Origin of the sequence: Escherichia sp. E2562 (assembly GCF_005781075.1) — a bacterium.
Classification (GTDB): Bacteria; Pseudomonadota; Gammaproteobacteria; order Enterobacterales; family Enterobacteriaceae; genus Escherichia.
In genome coordinates, this window is sequence record NZ_VATM01000003.1 from 314,330 (window position 1) to 334,183 (window position 19,854).

The 19,854-nt window shown below is 46.5% G+C and carries 12 protein-coding genes and 2 pseudogenes; 13 read left to right on the plus strand and 1 reads right to left on the minus strand.

The annotated features are described in order from the left end of the window. Positions 1-403 precede the first annotated feature (403 nt). The gene (locus FEK43_RS05400; protein WP_135408795.1) at positions 404-1,510 is read left to right on the plus strand and encodes an N-acetylneuraminate epimerase; all 1,107 of its coding nucleotides are present in this window, start codon (positions 404-406) and stop codon (positions 1,508-1,510) included. Between the two features lie 104 nt (positions 1,511-1,614). Beyond that, a pseudogene (locus FEK43_RS05405) lies at positions 1,615-1,794 on the plus strand (sialate O-acetylesterase); the annotation flags it as partial. A gap of 7 nt (positions 1,795-1,801) precedes the next feature. Here FEK43_RS05405 and FEK43_RS05410 read toward each other — a convergent pair. Further along, positions 1,802-1,906: pseudogene (locus tag FEK43_RS05410) on the minus strand (HNH endonuclease); the annotation flags it as partial. A gap of 99 nt (positions 1,907-2,005) precedes the next feature. Here FEK43_RS05410 and FEK43_RS05415 point away from each other — a divergent pair. From FEK43_RS05415 to FEK43_RS05465, 11 genes are all read left to right on the plus strand, one after another. Beyond that, positions 2,006-2,878, plus strand: coding sequence for a phosphorothioated DNA-binding restriction endonuclease (locus FEK43_RS05415; protein ID WP_135408791.1), 873 nt, complete (start codon positions 2,006-2,008; stop codon positions 2,876-2,878). 169 nt (positions 2,879-3,047) lie between these two features. Then, positions 3,048-5,123 (plus strand): AAA family ATPase, encoded by a 2,076-nt coding sequence (locus FEK43_RS05420; protein WP_135408789.1) that lies wholly within the window; start codon positions 3,048-3,050, stop codon positions 5,121-5,123. Beyond that, on the plus strand, positions 5,116-6,459 hold the full coding sequence (locus FEK43_RS05425) for an McrC family protein (protein ID WP_135408787.1): 1,344 nt from the start codon (positions 5,116-5,118) through the stop codon (positions 6,457-6,459). The genes FEK43_RS05420 and FEK43_RS05425 overlap by 8 nt, the downstream gene beginning before the upstream one ends. Then, the gene (locus FEK43_RS05430) at positions 6,456-6,842 is read left to right on the plus strand and encodes a hypothetical protein (protein ID WP_131161310.1); all 387 of its coding nucleotides are present in this window, start codon (positions 6,456-6,458) and stop codon (positions 6,840-6,842) included. Before FEK43_RS05425 ends, FEK43_RS05430 begins: the two co-directional genes overlap by 4 nt. 50 nt (positions 6,843-6,892) lie before the next feature. Then, entirely contained in the window at positions 6,893-9,040 is a 2,148-nt protein-coding gene (locus FEK43_RS05435) for an N-6 DNA methylase (RefSeq protein WP_135408785.1), read from the plus strand. Positions 9,041-9,042: 2 nt separating this feature from the next. Beyond that, positions 9,043-10,566: a restriction endonuclease subunit S gene (locus FEK43_RS05440; protein WP_138158455.1), complete on the plus strand. Its 1,524-nt coding sequence runs from the start codon at positions 9,043-9,045 to the stop codon at positions 10,564-10,566. A gap of 17 nt (positions 10,567-10,583) precedes the next feature. After that, positions 10,584-11,870: a hypothetical protein gene (locus tag FEK43_RS05445; protein WP_135408782.1), complete on the plus strand. Its 1,287-nt coding sequence runs from the start codon at positions 10,584-10,586 to the stop codon at positions 11,868-11,870. After that, the gene (locus tag FEK43_RS05450; protein ID WP_135408780.1) at positions 11,867-16,153 is read left to right on the plus strand and encodes a hypothetical protein; all 4,287 of its coding nucleotides are present in this window, start codon (positions 11,867-11,869) and stop codon (positions 16,151-16,153) included. The genes FEK43_RS05445 and FEK43_RS05450 overlap by 4 nt, the downstream gene beginning before the upstream one ends. A 10-nt stretch (positions 16,154-16,163) precedes the next feature. Beyond that, positions 16,164-17,012 (plus strand): hypothetical protein, encoded by an 849-nt coding sequence (locus tag FEK43_RS05455; protein ID WP_135408778.1) that lies wholly within the window; start codon positions 16,164-16,166, stop codon positions 17,010-17,012. 2 nt (positions 17,013-17,014) lie between these two features. Then, positions 17,015-18,172 (plus strand): hypothetical protein, encoded by a 1,158-nt coding sequence (locus FEK43_RS05460; RefSeq protein ID WP_024223197.1) that lies wholly within the window; start codon positions 17,015-17,017, stop codon positions 18,170-18,172. Continuing rightward, positions 18,162-19,847 carry an ATP-binding protein gene (locus FEK43_RS05465; RefSeq protein ID WP_131161316.1) on the plus strand — a complete coding sequence of 562 codons (1,686 nt, stop codon included), beginning with the start codon at positions 18,162-18,164 and terminating at the stop codon, positions 19,845-19,847. Before FEK43_RS05460 ends, FEK43_RS05465 begins: the two co-directional genes overlap by 11 nt. Positions 19,848-19,854 lie beyond the last annotated feature (7 nt).

A 19,854-nucleotide genomic window follows, 5' to 3' on the forward strand; every position in this document is an offset into this window, starting at 1 on the left:
AATCTAAAATTGGTTAACCACATCACAAGAAATCTACTCTCCTGCCGGTTGACGCAAATGGCAACAAAGGAGGATCGGCGGTTAGTGATCGGGGGATGTGACATTCATCGCAATAATGGTTGACCAATTTACATAACGTGTCGTCCAACATAACAATGGATTAACCTGGAGAGGTAAAATGTTATTGGTTTCTCGGCGATTGTGGTGGTGATGCTGACAGCGTGGATTATAAAACGCCTTATACCCCTGATGCTTCTCTCTTAACCTGCTTCCCCCATTGCATAAGTTGTGACCGACACAACAAAACTGATGTTGTTGCGAAGATTGCTATTTAGTTTTGGTATAAAAGGTATATAGGCACATGGTGCGACATTTGAATTCCAGCGAGCAGGAGTAATTCACAATGAATAAAACAATAACGGCGCTTGCTATCATGATGGCATCATTTGCCGCGAACGCGTCTGTATTACCGGAAATTCCAGTACCATTTAAAAGTGGTACTGGTGCAATTGATAACAACACTGTCTACATCGGTTTAGGTAGTGCAGGAACAGCATGGTATAAGCTGGACACACAGGCCAAAGATAAAAAATGGACAGCTCTGGCTGAATTCCCCGGCGGCGCGAGAGATCAAGCAACGTCCGCATTTATTGATGGTGATTTGTATGTATTTGGCGGTATTGGCAAAAACCAACAAGGTTTAACCAGGGTGTTCAACGATGTGTACAAATATAGCCCAGCAACTAATACCTGGATTAAATTGATGTCACACGCGCCAATGGGCATGGCGGGTCATGTGACTTTTGTACACAACGGCAAGGCTTATGTTACTGGCGGTGTTAACCAAAATATCTTCAATGGCTATTTTGAAGATCTCAACGAGGCCGGAAAAGATTCAAAAGCTATAGATAAAATCAACGCCCACTATTTTGACAAAAAAGCAGAAGATTATTTCTTCAATAAGTTTTTGTTGTCTTTTGATCCCTCAACACAGCAATGGAGTTACGCTGGCGAATCGCCCTGGTACGGGACGGCTGGTGCGGCGGTTGTGAACAAAGGTGATAAAACCTGGCTTATTAATGGCGAAGCCAAACCAGGATTGCGAACGGATGCCGTATTTGAGCTTGATTTTACCGGCAATAACGTAAAATGGAATAAGCTTCCTCCCGTCTCATCACCAGATGGCGTCGCTGGCGGTTTTGCGGGGATAGGCAATGCTTCTCTGATATTTGCCGGAGGAGCCGGATTTAAAGGCTCGCGCGAAAATTACCAGAACGGTAAGAACTATGCGCATGAAGGCCTGAATAAATCGTATAGTGCTGATATTTATCTGTGGCATAACGGGAAATGGGAGAAATCTGGCGAACTGACGCAAGGTCGGGCCTACGGAGTATCATTGCCCTGGAATAATAGTCTATTGATTATTGGCGGTGAAATTGCGGGTGGTAAAGCTGTTGCGGATTCAATGTTGCTCTCAGTGAGAGATAATAAAGTTACTGTGCAAAACTAACTTTTCAGGGTATCCATTGCCTGAAAATAAAGATGTTGTTCATCCCGGAATAAAATAACTGGCGCGGTTTGCGCAGATACATCCCGCGCCCGCCATATCACTTTAAAAGAGAACTGACAAACGCGCCTGATGAAAATCCAAATAATTTGAGCAAGGGATATTACGGTTCAGCGTACCGAACGCTGGAGAACTGGACGACGGCGCTACGAAGCCGTCATTTCAGTCGGGGGATGATTGTAGACAAATTTGTTGACGCTATTTTGCAGTTTTGGCGCGAAAGATGAGCGTTCATTAATTTGATTTATTTGCATTCATCAACGCTTTTAACTCCTCCGGCGTAAACGGTGGTTTGCGCCGGTGCAGCATCGCATGGCAATTAGGGCAAACAGGCAGCAAAAAAACAAATGAGATCAAGGTAATATATCTTCGCTTGCAGGCTTGAACAGCAGAAAATTTGCGAGCATGATCGCAATTATTTCACTGCCAGGGATAACAATGGCTTCCAGTAAATCGCTACAGCAGGCAATTGCCAACATAAAAATCTGGCACAAGGGTGAACAGCGCGCGCCGCATAAACCATTGTTACTGCTATACGTATTAGCGGGATACCTGAATGGACATCCGCGCCTTTTCGATTATGGATCGGAAATCTACGAACCTCTGCACAGTTTACTGGAACGTTTTGGGCCACAGCGTTCGCAGTACCGACCTGATATGCCGTTCTGGCGATTACAACGCGACGGATTCTGGCAATTACACAATGCCGAGCTTTGCTCAACAGCAGGGAGCAGCCGACAACCGCCAGTGAAGGAACTGACCGAATACCACGTTGCAGGCGGTTTCGATGAACAGCACTACGCCCTGGTAACCGGCAATAAAAAACTCATCAATACTCTGGCGCAACAGATACTCGAAGCGCACTTCACCGAGAGTATTCAGGAAGAAATTGCTGACGAGCTGGGTTTTGAGCTCCAGCAAATCCGTAAACAGCGCGACCCTTTATTTCGCAAACTTGTATTGCGCGCATATAACTACCAATGCGCGATATGTGGCTTTAATATGCGCCACGATGACACCACCGTCGCGTTGGAAGCGGCGCATATAAAATGGAAACAGCACGGCGGTCCTTGTGAAATCCCTAATGGCCTGGCGCTTTGCGCAATTCACCATAAAGCCTTTGATAAAGGATCGATTGGCCTGGATGAAAATATGCGGGTACTGGTATCAGATGCGGTAAACGGCGGAGGTATCGTTGAGAAACTATTCTGGGATTTTGACGGGAAAACTATTGCGTTGCCGCAGGTGCGTAAAAATTACCCTTTTGAGGGGTTTGTTGAGTGGCATCGGAAAGAGGTTTTTAGGGGGTGAGGTTGATAACAGCATTCACCCTACAACCTTACATTGTATTTAAATTAGAGCTGAGTTAACAGATAGTTGTATATATAACAGGCACTTGTCACAACGATTAACTCAATATAGTTAGAATACCTCATATTAATTAAAAAATAAGTAATGTCACAACAGAGGAAAAGTCACGATGACTCTTGTAGATAGTGTCGAAGCAGATAGGCTAACGATTAGTGAATTGATTGATGCCCTGGCGAAAGATAAAAATTACACAGCTTCCAGATGGTATCAGCGATACCGTGCGTTTACGACTTTGCTACAGCAAACCTCAACTTTTGCTGAACCTGCAACAGATGGTCTGGTCAAACAGCTTTGGTATGAACGTGATAACGGCATTGCAAGTATTCGCCAGGGCGTTCCATCCTTAGCAGAATATCAGCAAAGCCTGCCACTGCTTAGAGAACTAACTGAACGAATTCGGCAACAGCCGGATGAAGAAACTTACCAATATGTTGGCAATGCACTACAACAAGCTAAAGAAAACGGACTTCTCAAGCGCATGTATTGGAGTTTGAGAAATCGCGTCTTTGCCGCGTTCTCGCCAGAAAACTACACCAGTACTGTGGATGAGAATGCTTTTAATAAAGCAGCAGAATTCTTAAATCAGCACTTCCATCTCGGTTTGGTACTGACCGGAAATTGGTTACAGAAAAACTATGAATTGAAACAAGCCATACACGCCCAATCTCCTGATACAGATCCTTATTACGTGAATATGGCCATCTGGCATCTCTATGAATTGCTCCGTGAACGCGATAATGAACAAAAGCAGGAGAAAGTAGCTAGCACTACATCCATAACCAGCAGTGAGCCCATCGAGAACAAGATCATCCTACATTCACCAACTAACGTGATCTTCTTTGGCCCCCCTGGCACTGGCAAGACCTTCAGGTTGCAGCAAAAAATGAAAGAGTACACTTCTCATGCTGTTCCCGCTGATCGTGATGCCTGGCTGGATTCTCGCCTTGAATCGTTGAACTGGATGCAGGTTATAACGCTGGTGCTGCTCGATCTTGGGAAACGAGCGAAAGTTCGCCAAATTATTGAACATATGTGGTTTCAACGTAAGGCATTATTAAACGGTCGTAATGGCAATCTATCGAATACTGCCTGGGCAGCTTTGCAATCCTATACAGTTCCGGAGTCGCTAAGTGTTGATTATAAGAATCGGCGTGAGCCTGCCGTATTTAACAAAACAGATAACAGCGAATGGTTGCTAGTTGATTCACAGCTCGAGCAAGTGGAGGATTTGGTAGAGCTCTACGCCGAACTTAAACGTGGCCCTAAATCTGCCGAAGCCATCCAGCGTTTTGCGGTGGTTACGTTCCACCAATCTTACGGCTATGAAGAATTTATTGAAGGTATACGCGCTCGCTCTGACGAGAGTGGCAATATCTCTTATCCCATTGAGCCGGGTATCTTTATGCGCCTTTGCCAACGTGCGAATGCCGATCCAGGACATCGCTACGCCATTTTTATTGATGAGATCAATCGCGGCAACATATCCAAGATCTTTGGTGAACTGATCTCACTCATTGAAGTTGACAAGCGTGCAGGCATGCCCAATGCAATGAGCCTGCAACTGGCTTATAGCGGTGATCACTTCAGCGTACCCGGCAATGTCGATATCATCGGAGCCATGAATACAGCGGACCGTTCTTTAGCTCTGATGGACACGGCTTTGCGCCGTCGCTTTGACTTTGTCGAAATGATGCCTGATCTCTCTTTACTGAGTGAAGCTAAGGTGAAAGGCATAGAGCTCGAGTCGTTGTTAGAGAAACTCAATAGCCGCATCGAGGCTCTTTACGATCGTGAACATACGCTGGGGCATGCGTTCTTTATGCCGGTAAAAAATGCACTCGATGCCGGTGATGAAGAAGCAGCGTTTAAACAATTGAAGATCGCATTCCAGAAAAAGATCATTCCGCTTTTACAGGAATACTTTTTCGATGACTGGAACAAGATCCGGTTGGTGCTGGCAGACAATCAAAAGCAAGACGACAACCTGCAATTCGTGATTGAGAAAACCGACGATCTCGATACGCTTTTTGGTAACAACCATGGTTTACGACGCCATGATCAGCAATCAACAGCTTATGAGCTCAAAGATTTCGATCAAGAGATCTGGAATATTCCTCAGGCTTATCGTTCAATTTATCAGCCCCAGCAGACTCCCCTTGATGAGCAGGCTGTAAATCATGGGTGAAGTTATCTCCGTTTTTGAATATGACCTACTGGGGAGTGGAAACGCGGCTTCAGTTGGCGCAAAACCGGTGCCTCCACAGGTCTTTAATTATTTAGAAGCGCTTAGCCTGGCAAGTAATCAAGGGAGCCAGTTCCTCAAACTCACCTCTCGCTCAGGCTTCAAATTGCTTCAGGTTCAAAACTACGCAGGGATGCTTTCAACACCTCACGGTTTCCAGCTTGAGATACTGCCCAAGGTTGGTAAAAACCTCACAGCGGCTAATGCGCGTCAAACATTGCTGACGATGCTAAGCCATCTGCCTGGGTTTCGACATATTCAAACCCAGCAAGCCACTCTTCAGGCTCAGCGTATGCCTTTGCTTGAGATTTTTATCAATCAGTTTTTGCATAGCGTCAGCCAATTGCTTAAACAAGGTTTACGCTCCGACTATGTGAGCAAGCAAGGTAATCTGGCTTTTATGAAGGGCAAGCTGATGCTTTCTTCACAGCTGCGACATAACGCGGTGAATCGCCATAAGTTTTGTGTCGATTATGATGACTACATGCCTGATTGTGCAGCCAATCGGCTCTTACACTCCGCGCTAGATAAGCTTCTTAGTCTAAAGCTGTCATCAGAGAATCAACGCTGGCTTTACGAACTGCGCTTTGCGTTTGACGGTATTCCACTTAGCCGGGATATTGAACGTGATATAAACAACTTACGCCTCGAGCGTGGTATGGCTCATTACAACGAACCAATGGCATGGGCGCAATTGATCCTGAGGGGAATGAGCCCGAGTGCTTTGCAGGGAAACACCAAAGCGATATCACTTTTGTTCCCTATGGAAGCGGTATTTGAATCCTTTGTGGCACAGACCCTACCCGACGAGTTACCACCTCACCTCAAAGTTTTACCTCAAGCAGCAACTTATTCTTTGGTAAAGCATGGACTTAAAGATTGCTTTAAGCTTCGCCCCGACTTACTGATTCAATCACACAAACCAGTTCAAACCAAAATGGTGATGGATACAAAATGGAAGCTGGTGAATAGCAGCCAGCAGACAAAATCACTCTATGGACTGGCACAAGCTGACTTCTATCAAATGTTTGCCTACGGACAAAAATATCTTGGTGGGAATGGCGAAATGTATCTGATTTACCCTGCGCATGATGACTTTAGCCAACCGATACCGCAGCATTTTGCTTTCTCGGAGACTTTAAAATTATGGGTTGTGCCATACCGGATAACGGCAAAACGCGGTGAGAGGATGATGTGGCCGAATGACGTGTCCTGTACAATGAGCCCCAAGCAGGATCGGATGGCTGCTTCAGTATCCTATAGTGGAGGCATGAGATGACCCATGAATACCAGCGACAAAGCCTGGAACAACTAATTACTCAGCAAACAGCAACAGCCAAAAGCGCCGCCGTTGTATTTAATGAGAACCAAACCCTCTGGCAAACACTTGGCTTTAGCCAGTCTCAAGTTTCGCTATGGCTTGCCTCATTGCCTCAAAGTAATCATCTAAAAGGGCCAACAATGGCAACGTACCAGGTTATACCTGATATCGCGGCACATTTGGTATCATTGTTACAACAAGCTGGTGGGCGCATGCCCCTTGCACAAGTACTGAAAAAGCTCCCTGCTGGTATTACGACCAGTGAACAGCAGATACGCAAACTGGCACAGAAGCACGCGCAGATAGAGATTAAAGGCCCCTTGCTGGTACTGATAAATTAGCCGGCATTTGTAGTAACCATTGGCTGTATTAAAGGATTTTAGAAAACATCATGGCAAAAGAAGCAAAAAAACAAGACCCGCAACAGCAGCTAGAAGCACTGTTCAATAAACTGGTCAAACAGCACTCCGAGTTTACTCAGCCATTGGTCGAATTACCCGAGCATGAATTCGCCAAGGCTGGTCTCATTCAAGGCCTGGTTGAAGGCAACTTAACGCCACCAGTCATGTTGATTGCGCTGACAGAAGGCCATTGGGAATACGCCGCTGACACTGCAAAGTTTGATGATTTAGCCTATCAGCTGTTAAGTGATATCGAAGGTGACTGGCCAGTATATGCCGTTGTGGACGATGGCTTGAACCAACGTATTTTGGCCTTGTTCGGTGCCGATGGATCTGACGGTACCCACGGTGCAGATACCCTGCCAGGTCTGGAAGAATTACGTAGCTTTGATCGCATGGAGCGTGATCCAACCTTTCGCTGGTCGATGCGTGTTTATACACGCTTAATGCAGCGATTTGATGCCTTCCATGAAAATGTTTATCGCGTTACCAAAGACAAGGTAAACGACAAGAACGACATTATTGAGGAAGTAGCTAAGCTTCTGTTTTTAGAAACTTTCCGCCTGCATCACGATGAAGACCTTACCTTTAAAGATGATGAGGGAAATACCCTGCGTTTTCGTGATGTCTTTGATTGGCAATATGTGGAGAGCCACGGCGATAAAGCCGTTGCCCAAATCAAAGCCGCCTTTGAGGAATTTAAAAACCACGAAAACTACGTTGTGATCTCAGATGATGGCTCACGTAACCCCATCTTTAGTAAAGAAACACACCTGCGGCTGTCTGTTGCGAAAAACTATCAGGATTTGCTGGAAGCAATACAAAACCTGGGTCCGGTAAAAACCAACGACGGCAAAATCGCTAAAGAACACGGCACGTTGGCTGATGTGTCAGGAGATTTACTCGGCAGAGTGTTTGATGTATTCCTACGCGCTAACTTTGAATCCAAAGGTGGCCTTGGCGTTTATTTAACACCTAACCCAGTAAAACAGGCCATGCTAGAAATTGCTATGCACGACATCGACGATGACGATGAAATGCGATCGCGCTTAGCCAATGGCGATTTTCGTTTCTGCGATCCCACCTGTGGCTCCTTTGGTTTTGGCTCGGTGGCGTTAAGCCAGATTGATAAATGGATCGATTTTAAGCTGGTGCTGGCCGACGATAAAAAAGAATCATTGAAACAGAAATTACGCGACTGTGCATTTACCGGTGCCGATGCTGCACCACGCATGGTAATGCTGGCCCGCGTGAATATGGCATTGCAAGGTGCTCCCAAAGCGCAGATTTTCTATACCGACAACTCACTCACTACTAACGCCCTGAAGCCGAATAGCTTTGACCTTATTTGCACCAACCCGCCGTTCGGTACGCCTAAATTTGATAAAGGCAAAAATGGTCAAAACTCAAAAGCCAATTACGAAGCCAATATGGAGCAAGTGCTCGGTGGTTTTCGTCCGACCAAAAAAGTCGTTGATAGCTACAACGCCTGGTATGACCACGTGAAAATGAAGTGGCAGGATATCGGTGATTTAGAGCTGGATGAAAACGGCGAGCCTAAATGGGCGGGCTATCGTACAGATTTGCGCAGAACAGGCGGTACAGATAAAAAGCCGTTTTACAGCCTGCAGCCTTCAACCGCAGGGCTCGCGCTGGGCAGTAAACCCGATAGCAAGGGCAACTGGCAACCGGTAGGTGCCACTATTGACCCAGCAGTACTTTTTATCGACCGCTGCCTGCAACTGCTTAAACCCGGCGGCCGTCTGTTAATAGTGCTGCCTGATGGTATTTTATGTAACTCCGGCGACCGTTATGTCCGTGAGTACATTATGGGGAAAAAAGACGAAAAAACCGGCGAGTTTGTTGGCGGTAAAGCTATTGTAAAAGCAGTAATTTCATTGCCGAGCGACTGCTTTAAACTCTCCGGCACGGGGGCCAAAACCTCGATTTTGTATTTACAAAAACGCCATGCTAACCCCAACCAGCCAGAGCAATTTTTGCCCGAGCCACAAACCGACGTGTTTATGGCAGTGGCTGAAACCTTGGGCTACGTGGTGAAAAACAACATTGAAGACTATAACGCCGGTGTCGCTAACGATCTGGATAAGATTGTGTCGGCTTATAAGCGGGGTGAATAGTTATGTACAAAGTCCGAGTTTTACAAGAAATCAATGACCGACTCGATGCTGAATACTATAACCCAGCAGCATTGAGCACGTTGAAGAAGATGGAAACCAAAGGTACGGTTACTACTTTTGGGGACCTGGTTGACGAAGGCTATCGAGTGGTTTACCACGGTACAGATTCTATTAACGGATTAAAAGATTCCGAGGTACTTCCTTTTTTATCCCCAACACAAATTGATGCCAATGGTTCAATCAATTTCGAAGATGCTGATAAACTTCCTCTGTACTACAAAGATCAATATCCTAAAGGGTTAGGAAAAGCTGGCGAGATTTTAGTCGAAGTTAAAGGTAATGTATCAAAAGTGGGTATTGTCCCTTCAGCGTTCCCAAAAAATTTGATGATAAGTGGGTCTTTGTATAAAGCTACTTTGAACCCCAGAAGAGTAGATTCACATTATGTGCTCGCATTTTTAAAGTCGAAAGATGGTCAAATCCTAAAGAATCGCCTAACTAGCAACACAATCATTAACTACATTGCAAAAGATGCACTGTACTCAATTCCCGTTATTGAGTTTAAAGAAAAAGCTCAAAAATACATAGGGGATAAAGTTCGCCAAGCCGAGCAGCTGCGCGCTTGGGCGAAGCGGTTGGAGAATCAGTTCCACCAGAAGCTCACAGAAAATTATCCAGAGGTATTTGAGGATAAACGAACTGGTAAGAAGTATTCGAAAGCACCAGTGGAAGATATTTCGTACACATTGAATCCTGGAGCTTTTGATGAAGAACGATTGAGAATACGCTTATATTTAAAGAAACTTGGTGCCGTAAAATTAAGGGAAATTGCAACTATAGAGGGACCAACCTGTTCTAGCTACTCACCTCAAACAAAATATATTGGGCTAGATTCAATCAGTTCAAATAGTTGTGCACTTTCACCTTCGACTATTAGGGAGAGCGATGTTACTGGTACGTCAAGGCTGCTATCCGAAGGGCCTGTTGTCGCCAAGCTGCGTCCGTATCTAAACAAAGTTAGCTATATCCCTAAATCGCTTGCTGGCGCTGTTGGTTCGACCGAACTTCTTTGTGTGAAAGCAACAGGTGCTACAAGTAATTGGTATTTATACGGGGTATTGAAATCAGATATTACGCTGCAACAGCTCAAACCAGTTGCAAGCGGCTCGACTCATCCTCGGATCGACCAATATGATTTATATGATTTAGTACTCCCAATACATCAGGACCATCAGATAATGGGATCATGGATTGAAAATGCTCAATTAGCATACTTCGCCGCTGCACAACAAGTGAACGCCGCCAAAACCCTGGTCGAAGCCCTCATCGAAGGCCAACTGACTGAGCAACAATTAATCCAGGCCCAACAAGCCCTGGAAGATGGCGACAACAGCTTAGATCAGGCGATTTTAAGTAAACTGAGCGCTGAGGGTTATGCCATAGAAGGCGCCACACCGCTATTTAGCGATGTGGATGAGTTATACAGTTTGCTGGAAGAGGCGGCGCAAGCGGAGGCTGAAGAGTAAAAATGGAGACAAGGGGCATGGACAGCATTACAACCAGGCAAAATAACGCCCCCGTAAATAGCGAAGTGGCACTTGACCTCTGCCTGCAGCTTTGGCAGCAAGGCGGTTTAACCGCCAGTAAAGCAGCGTTGTTACTGGCGGCTGTGCCTGCCCTCAGGTCACTGTTACAACCAATAATACAGCCGAAAAAGAAAGACGCTGAAACGGATATCATTAGCGCCTTTAGCCTCACTGCACCATTACTTGATGCCTTTAGTGATTTAAGCCAGTCGGGTGAATGGCAATTAGCGGTGTTGGGCTTAAACCCAGATGTTCGCCAACATTGGATAAATTTAGCCGCCGCTCGCTGCCAGGAAGCTGGCGCGATGAGTGACCCAATGGTATTGGTTAAACTCATTCAGCAACTGGGCAATGCCAGTGAATGGGTCTTAGCCCAGCTGGAAAGCACTGCCACCACGCCGCAAATCATTGCCGGCCCTCTGGCACAAACCGAACGCGATTTGCTCGGTCATAGCCTAAACGACAATGCTGCCATTCCCGCTCTATGCCGTATTTTGCGCACCAGCCATACCCTGTTTACCGTGAGCGAACAAAATGAACCACCGGCACCTATACAAGCGGTGGATGTCACCGCAAAACAACTGACAAATAACTGGTGTAGTGGGCGGTTGTTAGCACTCCCCAATACATTGCTTAATGAACATGACCTGAAACCTAATGCCGATTGGTTATTGGTGTCCCGCTCGGGTCATGACAACGTGCCGCTTACCGAGCTATTCGCCCAACAGCCCTGGTTATTTTTACTCAGTCTCATTGTCTTTGTGCAAGATGCCTGGGCTGCCGAGCAACGTGGCGGTTTGTTGCTCACCTTACCTGCCGGGCAAAATGCCTTTGCCCCCGGTCAAATAAATGTGGCGGTACAAGGCATTGAAGGTGATGAGGTGAGTCTGGGTAGTTTGGCCGAGTTTCTTGTGCTTCTGCTCGGTGAGCTCAATATCCCCCTCTATCCGGCACTCGATGCGAACACGGAAAGCATCAACCGCCTAAACCGCGTCCTGAGCTCATTCATTGCCGAATTGTTGGCAAAAAAAATCTGGCAATTTACCGAGGCGGGTCGTGGTGAGTCCGGCCAATATCGAATTCATACAAGCTTCAGCGATGCCTGTTATAGCCTGCCGTTAGCACCACTATTTGGCTACAAAAGCCAAACGTTACAACGGGCCATTAAGCAACTGGCGCAAAACTGCTATGCCAATAAAAAACGCGCCGCCAATAGAATAAACCTTCAAGGATCGTCGTTATGAGTTTTGAATTAAACGAACAGATGGTTGATAGCCTGGCAAAACAACATCGCTGGGCGGCGACGGGTGTATCAGATTATCCACCTCGCGACCCGTTAGTGGGCCAGAGCCGCTTTTTTAAACGCTTTCAAACCTTTTTGCATACGGTGGATCACGACGATGATCGCTTTGCCCATGTGTTTGCCGTCGAAGCCGAATGGGGCCGGGGGAAATCACGTTTAGGCCATGAATTGGTCGCACAAATTAACGACTGTTCAAGGGGTTGGTTTGTCCGCGACGAGCAAGGCCAACTGCACGATAAGCAGCTGTTTAATCGCGACACGCAAGACAAATACCTGGCGCTCTACATTCGCTACTCGCAAGTGGCATCAGATTATCAAAACTCGGATAACTGGTTTGCTTTTGGTTTATATCAGGCGCTATTACCACTGGCCACCCAAACCTTTGATGGATCGATTCAAAGTGAAATTGCCAAACAAGCCTATGAACGCTTAATGCCATTTGGCTTTAAATCTGAACTGTTAGCAGATGCCTTACAGCTGAACGCCAACCACAGCGAAGAAGACCTCTATACTGACCAAACGCTGGTAGTCAGTTTGGTGCAAGCCGCCTATAAAGTATTAAAGAGTTTTGGCGTGCAGTATATGTTGGTGGTGCTGGATGAGCTGGAAACCGTTGCAGAAGCCGCCACCTTTGGCCTGGAAGATGAACAAGATAAACGCCTCGATGGCCAGGCCATTCGCCTGATTGGTAAAGCAATTAAAGAGGAAGACCCTCGTCGTAAACTTCCATGGTTGCGCTATGTGGCGCTGTGTTCACCACTGCTTGGCCAGCAATTGCGTGAAATTCAATCGGTCGCACGCCGCTTTGAGTTAGTGGAACTTGAGCATAATGCCTTTGCCGATGTATCAGACTATGTGGCAAGCCTCTTAAAAGACGGCAAGCTGGGTTTTAATTACCCTGCTGGTTTAGTGGAAGCTGCATACGCCATGAGTGGTGCCAACTTCGGTTGGTTTAACGTGGTCATGGCTAATGTGGATGCAGTGCTGAGCCAATACCAACAAGCAGGCCGCAGTATCAAGGATGTGGGCGATTTATTTGAAGCTGTGCTGGCAGGCTCTGGCCGCGTAGCCAGGCATGTGCTGGATAAAGGGGCGATAGAAGGCATTCAAACTCGCGACCAGGCGCTATTGACCGAATGTCGTAGTTTGCTCTACGGCCAATTACCCGTGCGCTTAGCTGAAATGGGCTATGCCACAGAATTGCTGGCGCTGAAAAACGAAGATCTGGAACCCATAGCCGCTCATTACCGCAAACTGAGCATTGACCGCCTACAGTGCCGACAAGCCCTGGAGCAAGCCAAATTCCGCCGCGATAAAGATGAATGGTACTACCCTGCAGTAGATCAAGCACTGAACTTAGATACTTTGCTGGATAACCTGCGTACTTTTTCAATTAAAGAACAAGCCGCAAGCGGCGATAAAGGCGCGGTATTACTACCTCTGTCAAAAGGTGAGTTTAAATACTTACTCAGCTTGCTGTATGACCACCCAGCGATTGAATTCGCTGCCGATGCCTTATGGCACAAGTTAGTGGGTGAAACTACCGAACTGGACGCCAGCGAAGCAACGCATATTGGCCCCAGTGTGGCGATGTTACTGCGCCTGGATTTGCGCTATCGCAGTGCCCAGCAAAACTCACTGATTTTTAAAGATCCCGCCATGGGCGACGCTCATGAACAGGCAATGAGTGAACTTAGCAAACAAAGTAGCCAGAAGCCGCTCATCAAGCTATTAGCTCGTGTAACGGGTTTTGTGAGATTACTGGATAACAACTGGACCTATGATGAAAACTTACTGAGTAATAAAGCGGGCAGCGACGATGCACCTTTGGCCATTTTAACCGAGCCCCGTGGCCGCCAAGGTGGTTTACTTACCCTGGATGGATTTAAGCTTCACCCAGAAGGTAAAGCCTTGTTTGCCTGGGTCAGCAACCTAATTGAGCTGAACAATCTTCACACCTTTGCGGCAAACCACAGCCACCAAAATGGTCGCACGCCAGTATTAGCGTTAACCGCATCTGCACATCTCATGGAGCAATACAGCCGACTGGATGAAAGAAATGAGTTGCGTGATGCGATACTGCTGCATTATGTCAACCCAAGCGAAGCAGACCAGTTAGAGCGTATTGGCTTAAGTTTGGCAGCATGCCAGTTGCACGGCGTGAATTTAACTGCCGACAGCTTTACCGCGAAATTCAAAAACAAGCTACATGCCCTAACAACCTTTGCCACGGATGCCATTCACAAGTGGCGCCAGCGTTTGCAGCAGCGCGGTTTAATTGCCTGGCCATTAAAGGTAGATGGTAAATTATCACCAAATGACCGAGACCTGTTGTTTAAAGGCTGGTATCAGCTGGCCATTGCTCACCCTGAGTTAAATGGCATTCTCGATTTACAGCAGCAACACGGCGTGCCAGTGAATGAGCTGAGCAGCTTGTTGGATAAACTTAAGGTGCCGGGCAGCTATATTGCCAAAGGCTACACGGCCGATGAACATGCCGGGCTATTTACTGAACTTAATAATGTGCAGCGAAGCCAGGCGCAGATCCCATTATTTTTATCCCGTATTGCTCACCCTAATAAAAAGCACAAGTGGCAATTCGAAGGCTTTAAGCAACAGTTTTATTTCGCCTATGTGGCTGAAACGAGTGTTACCGCTAAAGGCGTGTTTAATGACTGGATGTGGTGGTGTGGAGAGCTGAACTTACTCACTTTAACCAATCCAACAGAAAAACAGGCAATTTGGGAGCACTACCCGCGCTCCCGCTTAGAAAATGCTATTAGAGAAGCGCAAAACTGGTTCCGCGGTAACGATATGGGCAGCTACGCAGCCAATGTGGAAGTCATGAGCCGCGTGTATGGTTATGCACGCATTAATGAAATGTTCGCGCCACTGGGTAAAAATAAGCTGGGTTTCGTCACCGTGGAAGCTAAAGAGCAGCTGGAAAAAGCACAATCGCTATTTAACGTGCTCAAACAGCAAGAAGAACAACTGGCTGATATGGTCGAAGCCAACGACACGAAAGTATTGGCAGGGCTTATCCACAAACGTGCTGAAGTGCTGGAGCTGGTAGCAAAGGTTAAACCGCTTAATAGTTCCAGGCCTATGCTAAAAGATGCCCATATTCTCAGCTTAGAAGACAAAACGACCTCGCTTTATCAACGGATTGAACAGGCCTGTTTATTTGCCGAGTTTGTTGAGCGCAGCGCTGAGCGTATCAACAACCGACTCGTTGATTTAATCATAGATGTTGAAACAGAGTGTGCCCCGCTGACGAATTTCCCGAAACGACTGTACACCAACACGCTGCGCACCATAGGTCATATTTTAGACGGAGCGTTAAAAGACGATACCAGCAGTGCCACTGGCCGAAAAGAGCAGCAAGCAGATAGCGATACCTTACTGCATTACCTGCGTAAACTCGATTTAGGTAGAGCGCATGACAAGCTTTCAGCCTTAGCGCAAGAAGTGGGTTTAAACCTGCACAATGATCAACAGTTGCCGATAGCGGAGATTCAGGGGCATATTTTGTCCAGCTACCGCAACTGCAAAGAACGATTTAGTAAGCTGGTTAATAACCTAGCAGTGCAAAACCAACGCGTCCAACAGCTGCAAAAATGGCTCAGTAGCGCCACGGCTGAGTATGAGTACGCTGATGACATTGCAGAGCTACCAAAACTGGTAATGAAATTACAGCTCATTGAAGACGCTATTGCCGATCTCCCCAACGATGCCGAAAGCAAGCGTCAAAGTATGCAAAACAGTTTGCGCAATGGGCAGTTTTCATCGTTACGGGATTTACCAGAAGAGCTTTTAAAACCGGCACGCGGTCAACTTACACCGATTCAAGGCCAGCTACTTAAAATTGAAGAGCGTCTAAACCAAGTAAGACGCAACTCCATCGCGCAGGTAAACAGCTGGCTGCCGTTATTAAAACCGCTATTGGCTTCTCAAAAGCAAGCGGAACCAGCAGCGTTGACTCTGGAGGATGTGAGCAATTTGGGTGTCAGAGAACTTCAACAGGTGTGTGAAAGCACCCAGGCCAAATGGCAGAGTCAAGGTGAGCAAATACTAAAAGATACAGGCTTAACACTGGCGGATTGGCAACCGATTTATCAGGCTTTGAGCCAAAATCAGGAACCCGTGTTAACACCTGAGCAACAGAAAGGACTTGTAGACAAAGGCATTGTAAAAATGCGCCTTACCTTTGCCACTGGTTTATAGAGGTGACGCGATGAGTCTTTATTTATCTGCGGCACTGGCCAGTAATCGTAAAGGCCGTTTTTTGCAAACTGTTGCGGGGGCTACCCCCTTAACGAAGGATTGGATTAGCTCGCCGCCAGCCAGCGGTTTGTTAATAGTGCAAGCAGAAGAGTTGACTGACGCTAATACTATGCAGCACCTGTATCACTGGGCTATGCAGGCAGGTTGTGCCGCTTTGGTAATAAACCTGAAAGCAGAACAATTTACCTTATTAGCGCAATTGCCCTCCCCACTGGATTGGCAGTTAGTACCAGCTATCTTGAGGGTGCAGGAACCGGAGCTAACCGCTTTGCTAGCCAGTGAAACAGACCAAGCTATTGCTGGCTTTACTGGCAGTGCAGATCGCCACCAGCACCAGGCCGGTGATGTAGTGCATACCCGCTACATACGAAAACACAGCAACAGTGGGCTATTAGCCTTTACCACGTTACCTTTGTGGTCGCTGACTTTACTCGATCATAGTGAGATCCTGGTAAGCTGGTTGAATTGGTTTGTGGACCATGCAGGCATTGCTGAACGAATAATCCAACCTAAAGCGCCATCAACTGACTACACACCAGATAAGCACGATCTGGTTGTATTGCTATTACTCTACGCTGGTGGTGGCATGAGCTTACAAGCGTTGTCTGAGCATAATGCGGTTAAGCTGATGTTTGATGTTAATAGCCTTGATATTGTCAAGCGGGGTGAGATGTTGCGGCAGCACGATTTTATCGACGATGCGGGCATAACAGCTACCGGTAAAACATGCCTACAAGCCTCGCAATATTGGGCTTATGCCCCATTACTTAGCGAGCAGCTACACACAGGAACGCTATAAGCATGAATGAGAACAAAACGATGAATTTAGCGCAATCGCTCGCCATCGATAGCCAGCTTCGCTTACCGGGAAGTGCAGGACGCTTGCTTAAACAGGTCCGTGATATTGAGCAAGTGGCGCCGCTGTTCCGTGATGCTGGCTTAGTGAAAGCGGTCCCCAAGCCCACAATCGTTAATTTACGCGTAGCCGGTATTGCGACTAAATCGTGCTTAGACAAGGTATTGGGTGGTTTTATTTATGCTAGTGCAGCAGTGCGCACAGATTTGCTAATAGATGATAATAAAGTCAGCACGGTGGGTAGCGACTCGGTATCAGAACTGGATGATATTGATTTTGAAGCTCAGCGTAAACGGCTTGATTTAATTGAAATTCGTCAGGCTTATCAGTTAGTTGAGAAAAAACTTTTAAGTTATGAGCCTGGCGATTTAATTTTGCTGGATACGCCGTTGTTTTTAGCACGGGATATGGCTCCGCTGGAGCGAAATGTCCGTCATAAACAAGAGTACGAAAAAACCAGACAAGTGATAGAAACTTTTTGGCAAAACCATCGCTCCAGAATTTTTCCCTGGAATCAAAATGGTGTAGTACTTGCGAGCATTTTGGCTGAGCGCTTTAGTGCCATTGTAAGTATCGCTAAACAAGATTTACGTACCGAACAAGGCCGCAAACAAATTTTAGCATCTGATGGGTTTTCTAAAGAGTTGATGCAAAATCTGGAAGGACTGGATGAAAGTTTGGTTGGCGTGGGGGATTTGCGATTTATCAATGGCATTTTAGGCAACTATTCGCGCACCATCGCATTTCGTTTGTCTGAACAAGAAAAGCGCATTGAACCCAACATTGAAGCTAAACAAGGTCTAATTGGTTTTCACTTCCGTAGTGCCCGAGGCGGACAGATAAAAATGGTGCAATTAGCGGGTGACGAACCAGAATGGAAAAGTGCTGATCTCGATTTAGTTGCCTCTCGCCTGATGGTGCTGGATATGCAAAACAAAGGTAATGCAATGCCGTTGCCACAATTACTTGGCTATCAACAGCTTGGTATTTTACCTAAATTTGCTACGTTTTATCGCCAGGGTTTACACCAAGCACTAAAGAATAATGATATTGAGGCCGGGTGGTTGGCAGGCCTCGATGAGGGATTGAATAATGGCTTATAAAGTTTTAGGTAAATTAGTCGGTAACACAGGTGATGCCAGCCAGTTAACTATGGTTGTGCAAGACTCGTTTTCAGTACGCCGTGGTGAGTTTGTACGCATTATGCACCAGGAACGCAAAGATGAAGGGCAAGTCGCCGTACTGGGGCGAGTGACCAAGATCAGTCGTACCAATATGCTCTACAACGCCGGCTTTGGCGATGGTGTAACCGAGCTTGAGCTTTTGCCCGGTGCGAATGTAACTGGTGAGAATATGTTTGCTCAGGTCGAGCTGGTTGGTTACCGCGATCCTGTTACTCGTCAAATCAAAATTCCACGTCGCCCACTTAACCCGGGTACTGCTGTTGAAACCGTCGATTTTCAGTTTTTGAGTGATTTTTACGAATTTAATGAACATTCCAGTTTGCACTTGGGTAACTTAGTAGGCTACGACAAAGGCGAGAATACAGTTCCTGTTTTTATTGACGTGAACAAGTTGGTCACTGAGCATTTGGCTGTTCTGGCAATGACGGGTTCAGGTAAGTCTTATACAGTTGGCCGCATTATTGAGCGTTTAGTCGCAGTTAATAACGGTACGGTAGTAGTATTTGACCCACATGGTGAATACGGTAAAGCCCTCGCTGGCGGTAATCTGCAATTCTCAAGCTTCTTAGAAGCCACTGACGATAAGCGTGATCAAGAAGCACTGCCACTGATAAAACAGACCTTTGAAAAGCTGCAGGCCGCCGGTGCAGGTATTCAGGTTTACTCGCCGCAGCACGAATCTTTTAAACATAAATACGCCAGTAAGAATACGCCATTAGCGCTTCAGTTTGACCATTTTGAAATGGACGATATTGCTGAAATATTACCTGGCTTAACGGAACCGCAGCAACGAGTACTCGATGTTGCAATTCGTTATTGGCGCTCTGCAGATAAGACTGAGCCACGAGATATTAACCGCCTACGCTTCTTATTAGGTGATGGTATTGAAGAGTTAAAAGAGTGGGACGACCTTTCTGAAGCTGAGTCTAAGGCGTTATCAGGCCGTAGTGCCGCCGTCGCCTCGATGAAGCTTTCACGCGTGCTTAATGAAGCCAAAAGTTTTTACAGTGCAACAATGGCTGAGCCAACTGATATTTACAAAATGGTGGGACGCCCGAGCAATCAACAGGGGCGTTTAGTCGTTGTTGACTTACAAGGTTTGAGTGATACCGCTAAGCAAGTCATTTGTGCACTGTTATCTAGTGAAATATTAAAAGCAGCTTCGAGCAAAACGGACCCGCTGCGCCCATGCTTTATCATTTACGAAGAGGGCCATAATTTTGCCCCGGCCGGCGGCAACGCAGTCAGTCACCGCATTATTAAAAAGATCGCCGGTGAAGGTCGTAAATTTGGTGTTGGATTTGGCATTGTGAGCCAGCGTCCATCGAAATTAGATTCAGATGTGACCTCTCAGTGCAATACGCTAATTACGATGCGCTTAAAGAACCCAGACGATCAACGATTTATAGCTAAAGCATCAGATATGGTGAGCAAAGCTGATCTGGAGGAACTCCCGAGTTTATCAACCGGTGAAGCTTTGGTGTGTGGTCGTTCAATCCCTGCACCACTGCTTGTTAAAGTTGGTAGTAAGGCATTAATTCACGGTGGTGAATCACCAGAGGTACTGCGTGTTTGGGGCTCTTTCAGTGGCTAAGGTGCCT